Annotated in this window: 18 protein-coding genes; all 18 read left to right on the top strand. The window is 40.1% G+C overall.

From position 1 onward, the window contains the following. Positions 1 to 187 precede the first annotated feature (187 nt). The 18 genes from ftsY to topA all read left to right on the top strand — a co-directional run bounded on the left by ftsY (position 188) and on the right by topA (position 17,823). Complete coding sequence (gene ftsY, locus ACQ4KW_RS12515) at positions 188 to 1,081, top strand: signal recognition particle-docking protein FtsY (protein ID WP_430886572.1); 894 nt, start codon at positions 188 to 190, stop codon at positions 1,079 to 1,081. 137 nt (positions 1,082 to 1,218) lie between these two features. Continuing rightward, positions 1,219 to 1,584, top strand: coding sequence for a YlxM family DNA-binding protein (gene ylxM, locus ACQ4KW_RS12510; RefSeq protein ID WP_430882818.1), 366 nt, complete (start codon positions 1,219 to 1,221; stop codon positions 1,582 to 1,584). A gap of 17 nt (positions 1,585 to 1,601) precedes the next feature. Continuing rightward, the gene (ffh, locus tag ACQ4KW_RS12505; protein ID WP_430882817.1) at positions 1,602 to 2,948 is read left to right on the top strand and encodes a signal recognition particle protein; all 1,347 of its coding nucleotides are present in this window, start codon (positions 1,602 to 1,604) and stop codon (positions 2,946 to 2,948) included. A gap of 70 nt (positions 2,949 to 3,018) precedes the next feature. After that, complete coding sequence (gene rpsP / locus ACQ4KW_RS12500) at positions 3,019 to 3,276, top strand: 30S ribosomal protein S16 (protein ID WP_430882816.1); 258 nt, start codon at positions 3,019 to 3,021, stop codon at positions 3,274 to 3,276. A gap of 18 nt (positions 3,277 to 3,294) precedes the next feature. Continuing rightward, entirely contained in the window at positions 3,295 to 3,525 is a 231-nt protein-coding gene (locus ACQ4KW_RS12495; protein ID WP_430882815.1) for a KH domain-containing protein, read from the top strand. A gap of 439 nt (positions 3,526 to 3,964) precedes the next feature. Further along, complete coding sequence (locus ACQ4KW_RS12490; protein WP_430882814.1) at positions 3,965 to 6,145, top strand: methyl-accepting chemotaxis protein; 2,181 nt, start codon at positions 3,965 to 3,967, stop codon at positions 6,143 to 6,145. A gap of 190 nt (positions 6,146 to 6,335) precedes the next feature. After that, on the top strand, positions 6,336 to 6,842 hold the full coding sequence (gene rimM / locus ACQ4KW_RS12485) for a ribosome maturation factor RimM (protein WP_430882813.1): 507 nt from the start codon (positions 6,336 to 6,338) through the stop codon (positions 6,840 to 6,842). Then, entirely contained in the window at positions 6,839 to 7,579 is a 741-nt protein-coding gene (trmD, locus tag ACQ4KW_RS12480) for a tRNA (guanosine(37)-N1)-methyltransferase TrmD (RefSeq protein WP_430882812.1), read from the top strand. Before rimM ends, trmD begins: the two co-directional genes overlap by 4 nt. 112 nt (positions 7,580 to 7,691) lie before the next feature. Further along, positions 7,692 to 8,033 (top strand): 50S ribosomal protein L19, encoded by a 342-nt coding sequence (gene rplS / locus ACQ4KW_RS12475; RefSeq protein ID WP_430886571.1) that lies wholly within the window; start codon positions 7,692 to 7,694, stop codon positions 8,031 to 8,033. 118 nt (positions 8,034 to 8,151) lie between these two features. Then, on the top strand, positions 8,152 to 9,021 hold the full coding sequence (gene ylqF / locus ACQ4KW_RS12470) for a ribosome biogenesis GTPase YlqF (RefSeq protein WP_430882811.1): 870 nt from the start codon (positions 8,152 to 8,154) through the stop codon (positions 9,019 to 9,021). Further along, the gene (locus ACQ4KW_RS12465) at positions 9,021 to 9,791 is read left to right on the top strand and encodes a ribonuclease HII (protein WP_430882810.1); all 771 of its coding nucleotides are present in this window, start codon (positions 9,021 to 9,023) and stop codon (positions 9,789 to 9,791) included. Before ylqF ends, ACQ4KW_RS12465 begins: the two co-directional genes overlap by 1 nt. A gap of 12 nt (positions 9,792 to 9,803) precedes the next feature. Beyond that, a complete protein-coding gene (locus ACQ4KW_RS12460; RefSeq protein ID WP_430882809.1) occupies positions 9,804 to 11,375 on the top strand; it encodes a hypothetical protein in 1,572 nt (523 codons plus the stop codon). 2 nt (positions 11,376 to 11,377) lie between these two features. After that, entirely contained in the window at positions 11,378 to 11,692 is a 315-nt protein-coding gene (locus ACQ4KW_RS12455; RefSeq protein ID WP_430882808.1) for an EscU/YscU/HrcU family type III secretion system export apparatus switch protein, read from the top strand. A gap of 3 nt (positions 11,693 to 11,695) precedes the next feature. Further along, positions 11,696 to 12,052, top strand: a complete 357-nt coding sequence (locus ACQ4KW_RS12450) for a YraN family protein (RefSeq protein ID WP_430882807.1) — start codon at positions 11,696 to 11,698, stop codon at positions 12,050 to 12,052. Positions 12,053 to 12,069: 17 nt separating this feature from the next. Further along, the gene (locus tag ACQ4KW_RS12445) at positions 12,070 to 12,579 is read left to right on the top strand and encodes a hypothetical protein (protein ID WP_430882806.1); all 510 of its coding nucleotides are present in this window, start codon (positions 12,070 to 12,072) and stop codon (positions 12,577 to 12,579) included. A 199-nt stretch (positions 12,580 to 12,778) separates the two neighbouring features. After that, positions 12,779 to 14,335 (top strand): YifB family Mg chelatase-like AAA ATPase, encoded by a 1,557-nt coding sequence (locus ACQ4KW_RS12440; protein WP_430882805.1) that lies wholly within the window; start codon positions 12,779 to 12,781, stop codon positions 14,333 to 14,335. Further along, the gene (gene dprA, locus ACQ4KW_RS12435; RefSeq protein WP_430882804.1) at positions 14,332 to 15,405 is read left to right on the top strand and encodes a DNA-processing protein DprA; all 1,074 of its coding nucleotides are present in this window, start codon (positions 14,332 to 14,334) and stop codon (positions 15,403 to 15,405) included. The genes ACQ4KW_RS12440 and dprA overlap by 4 nt, the downstream gene beginning before the upstream one ends. A gap of 336 nt (positions 15,406 to 15,741) precedes the next feature. After that, positions 15,742 to 17,823 (top strand): type I DNA topoisomerase, encoded by a 2,082-nt coding sequence (gene topA, locus ACQ4KW_RS12430; RefSeq protein WP_430882803.1) that lies wholly within the window; start codon positions 15,742 to 15,744, stop codon positions 17,821 to 17,823. Positions 17,824 to 17,831: the final 8 nt, after the last annotated feature.

Raw genomic sequence — 17,831 nt, 5'->3', positions numbered from 1 at the left:
AAAAGAAGAAGCTTTTGAAGAAGAAGCAAGCCAAGAGTCGGATTCAGGGCCAAGTGAGAATGATACATTTGATGATTCAAATGAAAATAAAGCCCCTCAAGATGAGAGTAGGCAAGAGGTTTTAGAAGCTGTTCAGGCTCCGCCTATTGAACCTGAACCAAAGAAAAAGTCATTCTTTGGTAAGTTGATGGACGGTCTAAACAAAACGCGTAAAGGCATTACGGATCAAATTGATAACCTCCTTAACAATTATGGTGAAATTGATGAGGACCTCTTTGAGGAACTTGAAGAAATTCTTATCATGGCCGATGTGGGCATGAATACAACAATGAAAATCATCGATGAACTTCGTGATGAACTCGTGGCAAGAAAAATCAAAGATTCCAGCCTGGTTAAGGATGTGCTTCACGATGTACTAGAAGCTTTTCTGACAGAAGACTATAACTCAGAACTAAATATTGAACCATCCCCAGCCATTGTTCTTGTCATTGGTGTTAATGGTGCCGGCAAGACAACTTCTATTGGTAAAATGGCCCACAAGTTCAAATCAGAGGGTAAGTCGGTTCTTTTGGCAGCTGCAGATACATTTAGAGCCGCTGCAATTGATCAACTTAAAGTATGGGGCGAAAGAGTGGATGTCAATGTTATTGCCCATACAGAGGGGTCAGATCCGGCTGCGGTTATATATGATGGGATTCAAGCAGCCAAATCTAGAAATATAGACGTTTTGATTTGTGATACAGCTGGACGTTTGCACAACAAGAAAAATCTTATGAACGAGTTGGCAAAAATATTCAAGGTTATTGAAAGAGAACATCCGGAGGCAACAAAGGAAGTTCTCCTGGTTCTTGATGCCACAACAGGACAAAATGCCATTCAGCAGGCTAAACTTTTTAGAGAAACAGCTGCAATCACTGGTATTGTACTTACAAAGCTTGACGGCACCGCTAAGGGGGGTGTTGTACTGGCTGTGAACGACGAACTGAATATCCCTGTAAAAATGATTGGTGTTGGTGAAGGGATGGAAGACCTGCAAACATTTGATCCAAAGAGCTTTGTTAAAGCTTTGATGGACGCATAATTGCATCTATAGTCCACTTGATTGTCAAAAATATAAAAAAACTATGAAATAGCTGTTGACATGATGGTATCATGCTGTTAGAATACATCTGTAAAGCATTTGACCTTTACAACTAATCAAGCCGGATGGTGATCTAATTGATTGAAAAGAAAATGAGGCTGGGTAACTTATTTGTCTTTTATGGTGAACTCTTGACTGCCAAGCAGCAAGACATCTTAGACTTATACTGCCATAATGATCTTTCCCTTGGAGAAATTTCTGAGGATTTAGAGATTAGTCGCCAGGCCGTTTATGATACTATTCGTCGCAGTGAGAAACTGTTGGAATCATATGAAGATAAGCTCGGATTGATGGAGCGATTCCATGAAAACGAGAAGCGAATGAAGAATCTGGTTGCTGAAATTGACAAGCTAAAAGTCATTGTATTGAATGATGGCAATCGAGACGAACTCCTTCAAGAAATAGAAGAGATCAAGTCGAGGGCTGCAGCAGTAACCGAGTAGATTAGGGAGGTTGTCCAGTGGCATTATTCGAAGGCCTTGCGGATAAACTACAAGGTACATTTGCTTCGCTAAAAGGCAAGGGTAAGCTAAACGAAAAAGACGTTAAGCAAGCCATGCGTGAAGTTAAACTAGCGCTCCTTGAAGCCGATGTAAACTTTAAAATAGTTAAGAGTTTCACTAAAAAAGTAACTGAGCGTGCGGTGGGGCAAGAAGTCCTTTCAAGTCTAACACCAGCACAGCATGTCATAAAAATTGTTAATGAAGAACTGACAGCCCTAATGGGGGAGACGCAAAGTAAACTAACGTTTTCTTCAAGTGGCATGACAGTCTTTATGATGGTCGGCCTGCAAGGTGCAGGTAAAACAACAACGACTGGTAAACTAGGGGCCCTTCTTAAGAAACAGGGGAAAAGACCTCTTCTTGTGGCCTGTGACGTTTACAGACCAGCTGCTATAAAACAGCTACATGTTGTTGGTGACCAACTGGAGATTCCGGTTTTCTCAATGGGAGATAAGGTCGATCCAGAAAACATTGCAAAAGCAAGTATTGAGCATGCCAAAAAGCATGGCAATGATGTTATCATTCTTGATACTGCTGGTCGACTTCACATTGATGAAAATCTAATGGGTGAACTTGACCGAGTAAAAACAGCAGTTAAACCACAAGAAATCCTTCTTGTGCTTGATTCTATGACGGGTCAGGATGCTGTAAATGTTGCTGAAAACTTCAATGAAAAGCTTGGTCTAGATGGTCTTATCATGACAAAGCTTGATGGCGACACACGTGGTGGTGCGGCTCTATCTGTACGAGCTGTCACAGGAAAACCAATAAAATATGCGTGTATTGGTGAGAAGTTAACAGATATAGAAGAATTCCATCCAGACAGAATGGCATCAAGAATTCTTGGTATGGGTGATGTTCTAACCCTTATTGAAAAAGCGCAAGCTAATATCGATGAGGAAAAGGCGAGAGCCTTAGAGAAGAAGATCAGAAAAGCTGAGTTTGACTTAAATGATTTTCTTGATCAACTTCAACAAATGAAAAATATGGGTCCACTACAAGATCTACTCGGCATGATGCCAGGTATGAACAGTAAAGCAATGAAAAATGTGCAGGTGGATGACAAAGACATTACTAGAATCGAAGCGATTATCCAGTCTATGACTCAGGAAGAACGCCGAGATATTGGTAAAATCAACGGAAGTCGTAAAAAACGTATTGCAGCGGGAAGTGGGACGCGGGTTCAAGATGTTAACAGATTGATCAAGCAGTTCGAACAAACGCGCAAAATGATGAAACAATTCTCTGGCCTTGAGAAGAAAATGAAAAAAGGTGGAGGATTAGGCGGTCTACCGTTCTTTTAAAGCTTAGGTTTATCATCTTGTTTAAGAATGATAATCATACATTTACTATTCAAAAGAGGAGGTGCAACACATGGCAGTTAAAATCCGTATGAGAAGAATGGGTTCTAAGAAGAAGCCTTTCTATAGATTGGTAGTAGCAGACTCTCGTTCTCCAAGAGATGGTCGTTTTATCGAAGAAATCGGTTACTACAACCCAGTTTCTGAGCCTGTACAGATTAACATCAAAGACGAAAGAGCTATCAAGTGGTTAAACGATGGTGCTCAACCTACAGATACTGTAAAGGACTTGTTCAAGAAGCATGGCGTTTACGACAAGCTGAGCAAGTAAGACAGGGGAGTGTTTTTCATGGGTGAACTGGTCAAAGTCATCGCTAAGGCGTTGGTTGACAACCCTGAATCAGTTGAAGTCAGTGAAATTGAAGGCTCTCAGTCAGTCATCATTGAACTGAAAGTATCTCCTGATGACATGGGTAAGGTCATCGGTAAACAGGGTCGCATTGCTAAAGCTCTACGTACTGTCGTAAAAGCTGCAGCGACTAAAGAAAACAAAAGAGTGGTTGTTGAAATCATTCAGTAAGTTTTTCCTGAATGAATACAAGCTATTCGGAGAATGTGAGCTCGCTATGGTTAATCCACAGCGGGCTTTATTTTTCGTGAAATGTAAAGAAATGCACTAGAATAAAGGCACCCCCAAAAGCTCAAGTGAACTTGGATTTTGGGGGTGCCTTTATTCTAGTATATGGCGCGCATCGCGACATGGGCAAGCAAAGCTTGCACAGTTAATAATATAGTCTCTCAAAAAGACATAGACAAGCAAAGCTATCACTCATAAAAAAACTTTAAATACCAATAAAAAACACATCCATACAATATATTTATACAAAGTCGATCTTCCACAGGCAAAACATGACAGAATATTATATATTTAGTGCAATAAATATACTCTTTGGATAGGGGCCCCTATGTTAGAATTAAGTATTGGAATAATATATAGATAAAAGATCGAGGGGGATGTTATGAGAAGTATTCGTGCTAAAATCATGTTGTCCGTATCACTGATTGTTATACTGGCACTTGCCGTACAGGGGTTTGCTGTGAGTCAGTTTGCCAAGAGCAACCTAAGCAGTGATGCCAAGGCGGTTTTCAAAGAGAGTGCGGAAACGCTCTTGTCGGAGCTTGATGACATGGATAGAAATATTACCAATGTGGAAAAGACCTTAATGGACGGCTATGACCGAGATATTGAGCAGCTTACACAAACAGCTTATTCGATACTTGAATCATATTATGATCAAGCTCAAAGGGAGATAGAGGGCTTAAGCCAAGATCTTTCAGAAGAAGCCTATGAGCAGGCTGTTGAGGGGATAAACGCACGGTATAAAAATGAAAGTATTGAAGCCATCAGAAGACTTAAATATAAGGTTGATGGTTATTTTTGGATAGATAATGAAGACTATGTTTTACAGCTTCTTCCTACAGCTCCAGAAGGCGAAGGCAAGTACAGGGGAGACCTCCAAGATAAGAATGGACAATACATAGTTAAAGATCTTGTTGATGGCGCTGTGGAAAACGATTCCTTCTATTATGACTATTACTTTCCAAAACCCGGTTCTGATCTTGCATCAAAAAAGCGTGGTTTTGTCATGCATTTTGAGCCTTGGGCATGGGTCATCGGCACAGGAAATTATGTTGATGAGATAGAAAAGGAGTTACAACACAAGGAATATGAAGAGCGGGGTCACTACCAATCCAAACTAGAGGCTATGGACGAACAACATTTTATTTCCATATCTGATCAAAATGGCCTGGTTAAATTTAGCGATGACTTGACAAGGATCAACAAACCTCTGGACTTGATCAATCAATTGACAGAAAAAACAGTTGGTGAAGAGATTCAGAGCATCGAAGACGATTTCTATGAGTTTGCCATAGACGACAAAGATGGGAATAGGACGACATATATTGGATATGTCATGTATGATAGCTTTAAGGATCGCAGAATACTATTTGCTCGTGACGCCACGCTGGTATTTGGTCTTATTGATAAGGTCGTAAGGGCTGTAGGCATAGTTGCACTTGGTATGATTGTGATTGGTTTGATCCTAAGTTATATCGTTTCACTTTCTATCACAAAACCTATAATAAAAATGCGTCGATTCACTGAAAAAGTGGCCGGGGGGGACTTAACGGAAACCCTTCAAGTTAGAAGCAGAGATGAGCTGGGACAGCTAGGACAAGATTTAAATGCCATGGTTGGCAATTTAAAGTCTCTTGTCACGGAATCAACAGAGATGTCACAACTCGTATATGACACAACAAGTCATTTGGCTGAAATGACGAAACAAACCAGTGAGGCCATTGATCAAGTGGCTCGAGCTGTGGAGGAAATTGCTTCAGGATCGACTGAACAGGTAAGAGAAACTGAAAAGGGTGTCCATGGAGTCGGCGAGCTTGAATCCAGCGCATCACAAATTAATAGTGCTGCTGATGAGATGCAGGAAGCCATTGGTGGCATGAAATCTAAAAACCAAATGGGAATTGAATCCATGTCAGACCTTCTTGATAAGCAAAAAGAAAGTTTTACAAGTGTACAGAGCATTGAGCGTGTCATTGAAGCTTTGGCGGCACAAGTTGAATCCATAACCAGTTTTACGGATACCATCACTTCAATATCAGAGCAGACGAACTTACTCGCCCTTAATGCTTCAATTGAAGCGGCAAGAGCTGGTGAACACGGTCGAGGCTTTGCTGTGGTCGCTGATGAAATTCGAAAGCTTGCAGAGGAATCTGATGCTTCTGCAAGGGAAATACATGAATTGACATCAAAGATCAGTCAAGACACAGCAAGTGTGTCTAAAACAGTTAAGGAAGCTGAGTTGATATTCGAACAACAGAATAACTCGGTGCAATCTTCAGGGGCGCTGTTTGCCGATTTAAACAGTTCGGTGGAGCTATCCTCTTCAAAATTGACTGGCGTGGTGGATTCTTTACAAGAATTAAGCAGAGTCAAGGATGAAATGGTCAACATAGTTATGAGCATATATAAAGTTGCCGAATCCTCAGCAGCGGCTTCACAACAAGTTTCTGCATCTGTAGAGGAACAGACCGCATCAATGGAAGAAATCAGTGGCATGGCACAACAACTTAAAACGAGCGCATCATCCTTACAAGAAACCATGACAAAGTTTAAGCTATAAGAAATAAAATTTCTTTGGGTGTTTGGTGTATAAGATAAAAAAAAGAATATTTCTAGGTGGATATATAAAAACGTAAGGAGGCACAAGCATCGATGTGCCCACCTTACGTTTTTTACGCCTGCATTTCAATAAAGCAGTCAATTGTGGTATAATTCCTTGGAGTAAGAATTAGAACGAGTGGAGGATGTATATGAACGGAAAATTAGCGGTTGGTAAAATTGCAAACACTCAAGGCCTCAAGGGCCATTTGAAAATATACCCTTATACGAATGATAAGGAAGAATTTGAAGACTTTAACTACTTGATGATCGAAAAAGAAGGCGACACAAGATTTGAAGTTAAGAGTTTAAGATACCAAAAAAATATGGTCATTGTCTTATTTGAAGGCCTGACACATATTAATGAAGTGGAAAAATTCAAGAATCGTGAAGTGTATTTCATGCGCGAAGACTTAGGTGACTTTGATGAACATACATTTATGTTCTCTGAGATTGTTGGGTACCAAGTTATTGATCAAGAGAAGGGCCTTGTGGGCACAGTAAAAAATGTTCATGCCAGTGCTGCCCATGAATTGATTGTTGTTGAGAAAGAAGATGGGGAAACCTTTATGATTCCTTGCGTAAAAGCTTTCATTTTAGGATTTGATCATCCTACAAGGAAAATGAATGTAAATCTTATTGAAGGAATGATAGAATGATTTTTAAAATATTAACCTTGTTTCCTGAGATGTTTGAAAACTTCAAACAAGCAAGTATTATAGGTCGTGCCGTACGGGAAAACAAAATAGACATTGAAACGGTTTATATTAGAGACTATGCCAATAACAAACACAATCGTGTGGATGACTATCCATACGGGGGCGGTGCGGGGATGGTTATGCAGCCCATGCCTCTGAAAGGTGCTTTAGAAGCTTCTGGTTGGACAAAAGGCAAGCGGGTTATTTATATGTCGCCCAAGGGCAAACCGCTTACCCAGGCTCTGTGCGATGAACTTTCTAGGGATGAAGAACTCTATATTGTTTGCGGTCACTATGAAGGCATAGATCAGCGGTTCATAGACCATTATGTGACTGAAGAGATTTCTATTGGGGACTACGTTTTGACAGGCGGTGAAATACCGGCTATGGTTCTGGTGGATTCTGTTGCCCGTCTCTTGCCTGGGGTTTTAGGCAAACAAGACTCCTATGAAGATGAAAGTCATATGGGCGGACTTTTGGAGTATCCGCAGTATACCAGACCAGCAGACTTTGAAGGTGACAAGGTCCCTGATATATTGCTTTCTGGTCACCATGCAAATATTGAAAAATGGCGACTGGAGGAGTCTGTTCTTGTAACCATGCAACGACGCCCAGATATGATTGAAGCGCTTTTGTCTTCATCAGATACAGATCCTGAAATCATAAAAGTTATTCATAAAATAAAGAATGAAAATTAGTCTTGTACACCCATCCTATGTGTGCTATAATACTAACGTTGTATTACGGACGGTCCACTGACGGTACCTAAGTCAAGAACGTCTATGAAGAAGGGAGGCAAATCTCATGAATATGAACATTATTAAAGAACTTGAAAAGGAACAAATGAAGTCAGAGATCGTTAACTTCGCAGTTGGCGATACAGTGGCTGTTTCTCTAAAAGTTAAAGAAGGTAAGAGAGAGCGTATCCAGATTTTCGAAGGCGTTGTTCTTAAAAGACAAGGCGGCGGACTTGGTGAAACTTTCACAGTAAGAAAGATTTCTTACGGCGTTGGCGTAGAAAAAACTCTACCACTTCACTCACCTAAGATCGAAAAGATCGAAGTTAAGAGAAGAGGTAAAGTACGTCGTGCTAAGCTTAACTACCTACGTGATAGAGTGGGTAAGCGTGCAAAAGTTAAAGAAAGAATCTAAGCTATTGCATTATAGAAAAGACTGTACCTATGTACAGTCTTTTTTTAATGGTAGACTTTAGCTTTAATATATACACTGAAAGTAATGTATTGTAAAATATCCTTATGAGGTGAAAATTATGCATATAAATTGGTATCCGGGTCATATGAAGAAAACAAAGGACCTGATAAAAGCAAATTTAAAATTAGTTGATGTGGTTGTCGAACTACTGGATGCACGAATTCCATGCAGCAGTCGAAACCCACAATTTGATGAACTGGTTGGACAAAAGCCACGTGTTGTGGCCCTCAACAAGTTCGATTTAGCTGATCCTGTTGTAACAAAGGCATGGATTGAAGACTATAAGAAAAAAGGCATCACAGCCATTCCGGTCAATGCACTAACAGGTGCGGGCATGAAGGATTTGCTTTCAGCTGTTAAAGAAACGGGTGGTGCCAGAGTCAATAAGCGTGTTGCTAAAGGGGCAGACATGTCTAGTGTACGTGTTATGATAGTGGGTATTCCCAATGTTGGAAAATCCTCTTTGATTAACAATCTGGTTGGTAAAAAAAGTGCAAAAACAGGAAATAAGCCTGGTGTTACAAAGGGAAAACAGTGGATCCGAGTGCGTTCAGATATAGATCTGTTTGACACACCGGGTATACTGTGGCCTAAAATCGAAGATGAAAAAGTAGGTATGAACTTGGCCTATACAGGTGCTATTAAAGATGAGATCCTTCATATTGATGACGTGGCCTTTCATCTGCTTGCCGTCCTTATAAAGAAGTATCCTGATCTTCTTAAGGCGCGTTATAAGTTTGAAGAACTTGGTCAGGAAACGCTGGAAATCATGGACGCAATCGGTCGTAAAAGAGGTTGTATCAAACGCGGCAATGAAATTGATTATGACAAGGTGGCACGACTTATTCTTGATGAATACAGAAAAGGAACCATTGGTCGAATCACTTTGGAACACCCTTCAGAACAGGTTATGGCGGAGGATGTCTAATGATATCGGAAATGTCAGCAAATGCTGTAAAAAAGTATATTTCAGAACTGGATATTGATGAGCAGAGTATGCTCATCGAGGAACTTAAGGCCGACAATAGAAAAACAGTGAATCAGATGGCTGTAAGAATTGAAAAGGCCATCCAGAAAAAAGAAGAGGAGCTTCAAAGGCTAAAGATCATGCAATCCTTTGAAAATGAGGCCTTAAAAAGTGGGTATAAGTTTATTGCAGGTATAGATGAGGCTGGAAGAGGACCTTTGATGGGACCTGTGGTTGCATCAGCAGTAATTTTGCCTGAAAACTGTATCATCGAAGGTCTTGATGATTCAAAAAAGCTTTCTGAAGAAAAAAGAGAATACTTATTTGATGTGATTAAGGAAAAGGCTATTGCTATTGGTGTGGGCATGTCCAGCCATGAAGAGATCGATGAAATTAATATTCTACAAGCAACCAAATTGGCTATGAAGCGTGCTATTGAAGACATGGACGCGTCACCAGACTATCTGTTAATCGATGCGGTGGAACTGACCGATATAACAATTGAGCAGATGTCTTTAATAAAAGGTGATTCACGTAGTCTGAGCATAGCGGCAGCATCTGTTATTGCCAAAGTAACCAGGGATCGTCTTGTATCGAAGTACGCTAGCAAGTACCCGGGATACGGGTTTGAAAAGCACAAGGGATATGGAACAAGTGCGCATTATGAAGCCATTAAGACGCTTGGCATTTCTCCTGTGCACAGGCGGAGTTTTCTAAAAAATATTCTGTAGTGGGTGATTTTCATGAGAGTCACAAATCAACAGATTCTAAATCAAATGTCCAGTGACTTAAAAAAATTAGATTCAAAATCACAAATGCAATTTGAAAAAGGTGATGTCTTTAAGGCTGTTATTCGAGAAGTTATGAGTGATAGCCTTCTTTTAGAGCTTAAATCTGGGGTCTTGTTACGATCGAACCTGCCTCAAGGTGGAGCCTTTGCTCAAGGATCAGAGCAAAGTTTTGAAGTTTTAGAAAGTGGCAAACAACTTCTTGTCAGGCCTTACACAGGTGAGCCGGATGCAAATCTGGAAAAGACCCTTCAAGACCTCTTTAAGGGGACGGGTGAAAAGGTGACCCCTGAGAGACTGAGTGCGGCTAAGGCCCTTCAAAGTTTTGGCCAACCCATTAGTCGGCAAGCTGTAAACGATTTGCTGACAGCCTCAAAACAAGTGGATACTTTAAAGGGATTGGTCGAGTCCAACTTACTCAAGTTGAGTGATATACCGCCTAAGTCACCGATTAAGCAGATACTGGTGTCCTTTTATTCCAAGAGCACAGAGCCTCAACCAGAGAATGAAGCAGCCCTAGTGCGTTTGCTTAGTGGATCTGAAAAGTATCTTAGCCAGGGGGAGAAGACTTTTTTGATATCAGAAAATTCAGATAATGAAATGAGCCTTACATCAAAAAGCGGTTTGAATGGGGATCAACTTATAGAAACAAGTGACAAGAAAAATGCCTTGGTCTCAGAATCTGCTCTTAAAAACTCAGAGTTAGATGAGAGTTTATCAAAGAATGGAAACAGTGCTCAAGCCCAGGCAAAAGAGGCCACAGCTAAAAATTTGTTAGACCTTCTTAAAAATGTGGACTTTCAAAAGTTGGCCTTCCATAAGAGCAATCAAATGAATAGTTCCATTCAAAATTTGGCGATGTTGGACAAGCTCATCTTTGGAAAAGACACAGTGGCTCAACAAGTTGAGAGTCTTGTGAACATTCTTAAGGAAACACCTGAAAAAGTGCCTCAGAGCATATTGAACATGTTAAGCGATTTACAAGGTCTTGGTCTCAATGACGAAGATGAAACGGAGGAGGCCCTTAGAAACATCATTCGGTCTTTGGATGCTTCAGAAGGCAAAAATGATAAAGGTCTCAATCAGGTTAAATCGCAACTCACAAACATTCAGCAATCTATTGACTATATGAAGGGAATCAATGATAATTTATCTTACTTTCAGCTCCCTATACAGGTGGACAATGAATTAAGAAGTGTGGACTTTTTTGTTAAAAAGAAAAAATCTTCCAAGAAAACAGGGGAGGAAACAATCATCTTTATTTCCCTAGACACACATACCCTAAATACAGTCCAGGTTCTGCTTGAATACAAGAATGAGAATGTTAAGATCCAGTTTCGTCTGTCTGACCAAGAGGTTCTAGAGAAAATGGAAATGGGACAGGCTGTGCTTGAAGAACAGTTGAATTCACAAACAGATGTGACCTATTCTATTAAATTTAGGCTCAAGGAAAGTGCCTTGTCCAATTTAGATATTGCTGAGGAACTTTCTTTGACAAGTGCCGGAAACATAGATATGAAGGTGTAACTATGGCAAAGAAAAGAAACGATGGGCTGCAGGATAAAGTAGATTCTAATGAACAAGCGAATCAACGAAAAGTCGCAACGGCACTAAAGTATAATAGAGGTGTCGACGATGTTCCTAAGCTGGTTGCCAAAGGCTTGGGACTTGTTGCTGAAAATATTGTTAAGACCGGGGAAGAACACGATATTCCAGTCTATAAGGATGAGAGGTTGTCTAAACAGCTTTACAATCTGGCACTGGGTGAAGAAATACCACCTGAACTTTATGAAATCGTTGCAGAAGTCTTGGTCTTTATAGCTAAAATGGATAATAAGGTATAGGCCATGGATAGACAGAAATCAGGAAAACACGGTGAAAATATTGCATGTGAGCATCTGACAAGGCATGGTCTAGAAATTGTGGAAACCAATTACTACACAAGATATGGCGAGATCGACATTGTGGCTAAAACAGACAAAACCTATCATTTTGTGGAGGTCAAAACTAGACTGAATCATAATTACGGAAGGGCGGCTGAGAGTTTAAGCCCTAGAAAATTAAAGCATTTTATGAAAACAGTTCAGTCCTATGTTAAGAGGAAAAAGATACTTAAATATGATATTTCCATAGATTTTATTGCAATAGACATATTAAATGATGGTACAATTGAGTTTGAGTGGATGAAGAACATCACAATATAATATAAGCGGGGGATATAATGTATAAGAACGAAATGCAACCAGTCATTATTCAAGCTGCTGTTGCTGCAGCGATGATATTTTTTGGAATAACAGTGATGACCAATCCGATTATGATGGGGATTATTGTTGTTTTTGCACTGCTGCTTCTAAAAGATGCTTATGAAATGTATAAGGCAGAGTATGTAATAGGAAAAAAAGGGCTTGAATATCATGTAGGTGATAAAATTAAGTGGGAAATGCCATGGATCTCAGTGGATATGATTACAAGAACGAAAAAAAATCCCAGATGGGTTGTCGTATCCGATGGTACAGAGTTTAAGATGCTAAAGCATACCATCACTAATTTTGAGGCTTTTATCAATCAAGTTGTTATTCATAGCGCAAACAATAAAGAGTTGAAAATTCATGAGACCATTAATCAGTATCTGGCTGAACCTCTTGAACTTGATGATATGGGACGCATAAAAAAGAAGTCACGTCAAAAGCTAATGAATGGTCCAGGAGAATCGGATATAGAAAACACTTAGTGCAAGTAAAAAAATGATGCTCCAAATTTAAGGGATCCAGTAAAAAAAGACCAGGCGGTTATAAAGCCTGGTCTTTTTTTACTGTCATTTCACCCTCATACATGGTTTTGTTCTTAATGGAGAAGACATGCATATAAAAATAATACCAAATATTTACAATTAATCATGTTATATGTATAATACTGGAAGGAGGTGTTTTATGTACTCGATAATAAATTCAGCTGTGGTTTATGGAATAGATGGTCTACATGTGGAAATTGAAGTGAATATATCTAAGGGGTTGCCAGCCTATCAAATTGTCGGTCTGCCTGATAAGACAATTCGAGAGTCAAAGGAGAGGGTCCGTAGTGCCCTGGAATCAATAGGACTTAGATTTCCTGCTAAACGAATAACTCTCAACTTGATTCCTGCAGAAATTCCCAAAGACGGAAGTCAACTGGACCTGCCTATGGCTATAGGGATATTGTCCGCCTTAGGTGAGGTCGAAAATAACCAGCTGGTCAATACAGCTTTCTTCGGTGAAATGACCTTAGACGGGCGCCTCTTGCCTGTGCCGGGCATTCTATCAATGATCAGTGCTGTGGCTAAACAAGGGATAAAAAATGTTGTCGTGCCTCAGGGGCTTGAAAATGAAGCCTGTCTGGTAGAGGGCGTTAAGTGTTTTGGTGCTAAGACTCTTCAAGAAGTGCTTGAGTTGTTAAAAGATAAAAAATCGGATAAAAAGTATAAAATTCATTATATTAATACCATAAAAGAAGTCGAGAGAATGCATGCAAAGTCGCAGGCTGAAGCAAGGGTCGATTATAAAGATGTTAAGGGACAGGAAATGGCAAAACGGGCCTTGATGATTTCAGCCGCAGGCTTTCACAATATATTACTTTCAGGGCCACCAGGCTCAGGGAAATCCATGATGCTGTCAGCGTTTGAGAGTATTTTACCTGAATTGACTCAAAGTGAAGCTGTGGAAGTTAGGAAAATACAGAATTTAAAAGACCAATGCTCCACTAAATTTTTATCACTTAAACGGCCTTTTAGAAAACCCCACCATCAAATTACAACCGTGGCCATGATAGGTGGTGGTGTTAAGCCACAACCAGGAGAGTTGACCATGGCCCATAGAGGTGTTTTGTTTTTAGATGAGTTGCCAGAGTTTAGACGGGAAACTATTGAAGCCCTCCGTCAACCCCTAGAGGATCACAGGGTCAATCTATCTAGGCTTCATACCAGGGTGAGTATGCCTGCCAAAGTTTTGTTGGCAGCAACTATGAACCCATGCAAGTGTGGATTTTCTAACAGTATGGATAAGATGTGTATATGCAGTGACAGAGAGATTAGAAGCTATCTTGGCAAACTCTCAGGCCCTATGATTGATAGAATTGACTTGCTGGTTGAAGTCCAAAGAACAGATATGGATGCAGTCGGTGATCATGTGATGTCTTCCCAAACCATGTTTGAAAGGGTTCAAAGGGCTGTTCAGATCCAGATGAAGCGCTTTGAAAATGAGGATATCCAGTTCAATTCCGAAATGGTTGGCAGACATATTATGTCATACTGTCCCATGAAAGATGAGGCTATGAGCATGCTAAAAGCAAGTGTTAAGTCATTCAAGTTTAGCAAGAGAGTGGAGCATAAGATCATCAGGATAGCGCGGACCATTGCAGATTTAGATGATGAGACCAACATTGGTGTGGGGCATATTGCTGAAGCTGTTCAGTATAGATTGGCTGAAAATAGGATGAGGGGTGCTCATTTATGATTGAAGCAGTATATTGGTTGTCGCAAGTAGAAGGTATAGGTCCTAGAAAAATTAAAGAATTGGCCCCCGCTCAGTCTCATATTAGAAAACTATGGGTGGCATCACTTATTGCCATGCAAGAAGATTTTAATATATCAGCAAAACTGGCTCGGTTAATGATAAACAGTCGTTGCAAGGACAAAATAGAAGCAGAGCTAAATAGGATTCGCGAAAAAGGCATCCATATGCTCACCTACTTAGATGAGACATACCCTGATCAATTAAAATCAATTTATGATCCGCCACCCATCCTCTATATGCTTGGAAACATAGACTTGCTTTTTCAGCCATGGGACCATTATGTGGCAGTGATAGGAACAAGGAATCCATCACCTTACGGCTGTAAAATGACAAAGAAAATTGCCGGGGACTTGGCAAAAAACAGTGTTGTAATAGTCAGTGGCTTGGCCAAGGGAATTGATGGCGCAGCCCATCAAGAAGCTCTTTTAGCAGGCGGAAAAACCATTGCTGTTTTGGGGTGTGGCTGTGATACTATCTACCCCAAGGTTCATACCAAACTTTACAATGACATTTTAAACAGCGGCGGGTTAATTGTATCGGAACTTGTGCCAGGCACAAAACCTCTGAAGCACCATTTTCCAAAGCGCAACCGTATTATCAGTGGTTTGAGTACGGCTGTGGTTGTTATGGAAGCGGGAGAGAGGAGCGGGTCGCTTATTACAGCAAGAAAAGCATCGGATCAAGGGCGACTTGTTATGGCCTTGCCAGGGAATGTAACCAATCCTGTGGCAAGGGGAACTTTACAAGCCATACGTGAGGGTGCCGTTCCCATCGGTGATGTTCAGGATATTCTAAACGAGCTTAACATACAGTTAAAATCATCAAACTTAGAAGGGGACCTGGTCAAAACGACTTTAGAAAAATCTCTTGCTATGGTTGAACCAGCAACAGCAGATCAAATTTCCTCTTTACTTGATGAGGATGTTTATGATATTATGATGCAGCTGACTTTGCTAGAAGTGAAAGGTAGAGTCAAAAGACTACCGGGTGGATTATATGTTTGTGCATAAAATCATAATCTGTGGTAGTATGTATTGATTGTTAATTTGTTATGATATAGTTATGAGAAAATTTCATCAAATTCATGAATTCATGAAATCTTTACTTTATTTTTTCTTGATTTATGTTTATAATTATTCAATGTGACGCCTGGTGAGCAAATATGGGCGTCGCTTTTCATGTTGGCGTTAAAAGATTTTAGGTGTTTAGCGCGTAACGGAAATGGGCATCCTAGTGGATAAATCGAAATATAATGTGCGAATATTATTAATTTTGCAAAATATTTTGAATTATTCAAACATTTCTGTTATAATACTCAATGTTTAAAATTTATGCCGGAGGTGCATATGTCAAAATATCTGGTCATTGTAGAATCGCCGGCAAAGGCTAAGATAATTGAGAAGTTTCTTGGACGCAATTATAAGGTTAAGGCTTCCATTGGTCACGTCAGAGATTTGCCGAAAAGTAAAATGGGGATTGAAATCGAAAATGATTTCGAACCCGCATATATAACAATTCGAGGAAAGGGTCCGGTTATTAAGGAACTAAGAACAGCTGCCAAAAAGGCTGATAAAATTTTTCTTGCTACCGATCCCGATCGCGAAGGTGAAGCAATCGCATGGCATTTAGCGTTTCTTCTTAAAATTGATCCTGAAGAAGCTTGCCGTGTATCTTTCCATGAGATCACAAAAGATGCAATTAAGTCTGCAATAAAAACACCGAGAAAAATCGATCTAAATCTTGTTGATGCACAGCAGGCTAGACGAATTCTTGATAGACTTGTAGGTTATGGCATCAGTCCTCTTTTATGGAGAAAGATACGTAAAGGCTTAAGTGCTGGACGTGTACAATCAGTTGCTACAAAAATGATTTGCGATAAAGAAGCTATAATCAAGGCCTTTGTGCCGGAAGAATACTGGGAAATAAATACCAAGCTGACGAACGCATCACGAAAAACTTTTGATGCTCAGTTTAAAGGTAAAAATGGCAGTAAGTTGCCTGTCAGGAATAAAGAAGAATCTGATAAGATTCTCTCGGATCTTGACAAGAACGATTATGTGATTAGCAAGATCAATAAAAAAGTAAAAACAAGATCACCTCAACCTTGCTTTACTACGAGTTCGCTTCAGCAGGAAGCATCAAGTCGCTTTGGGTTTTCTACCAAAAAAACGATGATGATTGCTCAGCAGCTTTATGAGGGGATTAATGTCAAAGGCACTGGCACTGTGGGTCTGATCACATATATGAGAACGGACTCCACGCGTATTTCAGATGAAGCCCGTGACCAAAGAAAATCATTCATTGAAGAGAATTTTTCTACAGATTACCTGAGCACAACTGAACGTAAAAAGACAAATAAGAAGTCGTCTCAGGATGCCCATGAAGCGATTAGACCGACGTCTATCCTTCGTGTGCCAGATGAAATCTTAGAATCTCTTTCTAAAGATCAACATAAGCTCTACAAACTGATTTGGGAACGTTTTGTTGCCCATGGGATGTCGAACGCACAGTTCGATTCTGTGAGCGTAGAGCTGAAAAATGGAGAGTATGATTTTAAATCCAACGGAACCCAGTTAAAATTTGATGGTTTCCTTAAGGTGTACACTTACACAAGTGTTAAAGAAAATGTTCTACCTGATCTTGAAATCGGAGAAGTCTGCAAGGCTAAGAAAGTTGAGCCGACGCAGCATTTCACACAACCGCCTGCTCGATACACAGAAGCTTCCCTTGTAAAAGAGATGGAAGAAAAAGGGATTGGACGTCCGAGTACGTACGCTCCAACCATTTCAACCATTCTAAGTAGGGGCTATGTAGAACGGGAGAAGAAAGCTTTAAAACCAACTGAGCTCGGCGAACTCATCAACGAGATCATGGAAAGCTATTTCTCTGATATAGTAAATGTTAGCTTCACCGCAGATCGGGAGGAAGAGTTTGACTCCGTAGAAAACGGTGAAACTGAGTGGAAAGATGTCATTCGTCATTTCTATGGTCCTTTTTCAAAGCTTTTAAGTCACGCTGAAGAAGATATTGAGAAAGTAGACCTAACTGAAGAGACTGATATAGACTGTGAAAAGTGCGGTCACAAGATGGTTATAAAATATGGTCGTTTTGGTAAATTTATGGCTTGCTCTAATTATCCTGAATGTAAGAATACGAAGCCAATCTTAAAAGAAATTGGTGTTAAGTGTCCTCATTGTAAGGATGGTGAAGTCGTAGAACGTAAAACGAAAAAGTTTAGAACTTTCTATGGCTGTAACACATTCCCAGATTGTCGATTTGTCTCATGGGACAAACCAACAGGGGAATCATGTCCAGAGTGTGGAGAATTCCTAGTGGAAAAGAAAACAAAGAAAGAACATAGTATTAAATGTTCAAGCAAGACATGTAAATATAAAAGACCAGTTGAAGAACAACAAGATGGTCAGTGAGTTGAGTG

The sequence above is a fragment of the Tianxiuia mixotrophica genome (assembly GCF_050596425.1).
Taxonomy (GTDB): Bacteria; Bacillota; Clostridia; order Peptostreptococcales; family Acidaminobacteraceae.
Note: the sequence above shows the minus strand (reverse complement) of the source record. Positions and strands in the feature narration are given on the sequence as shown.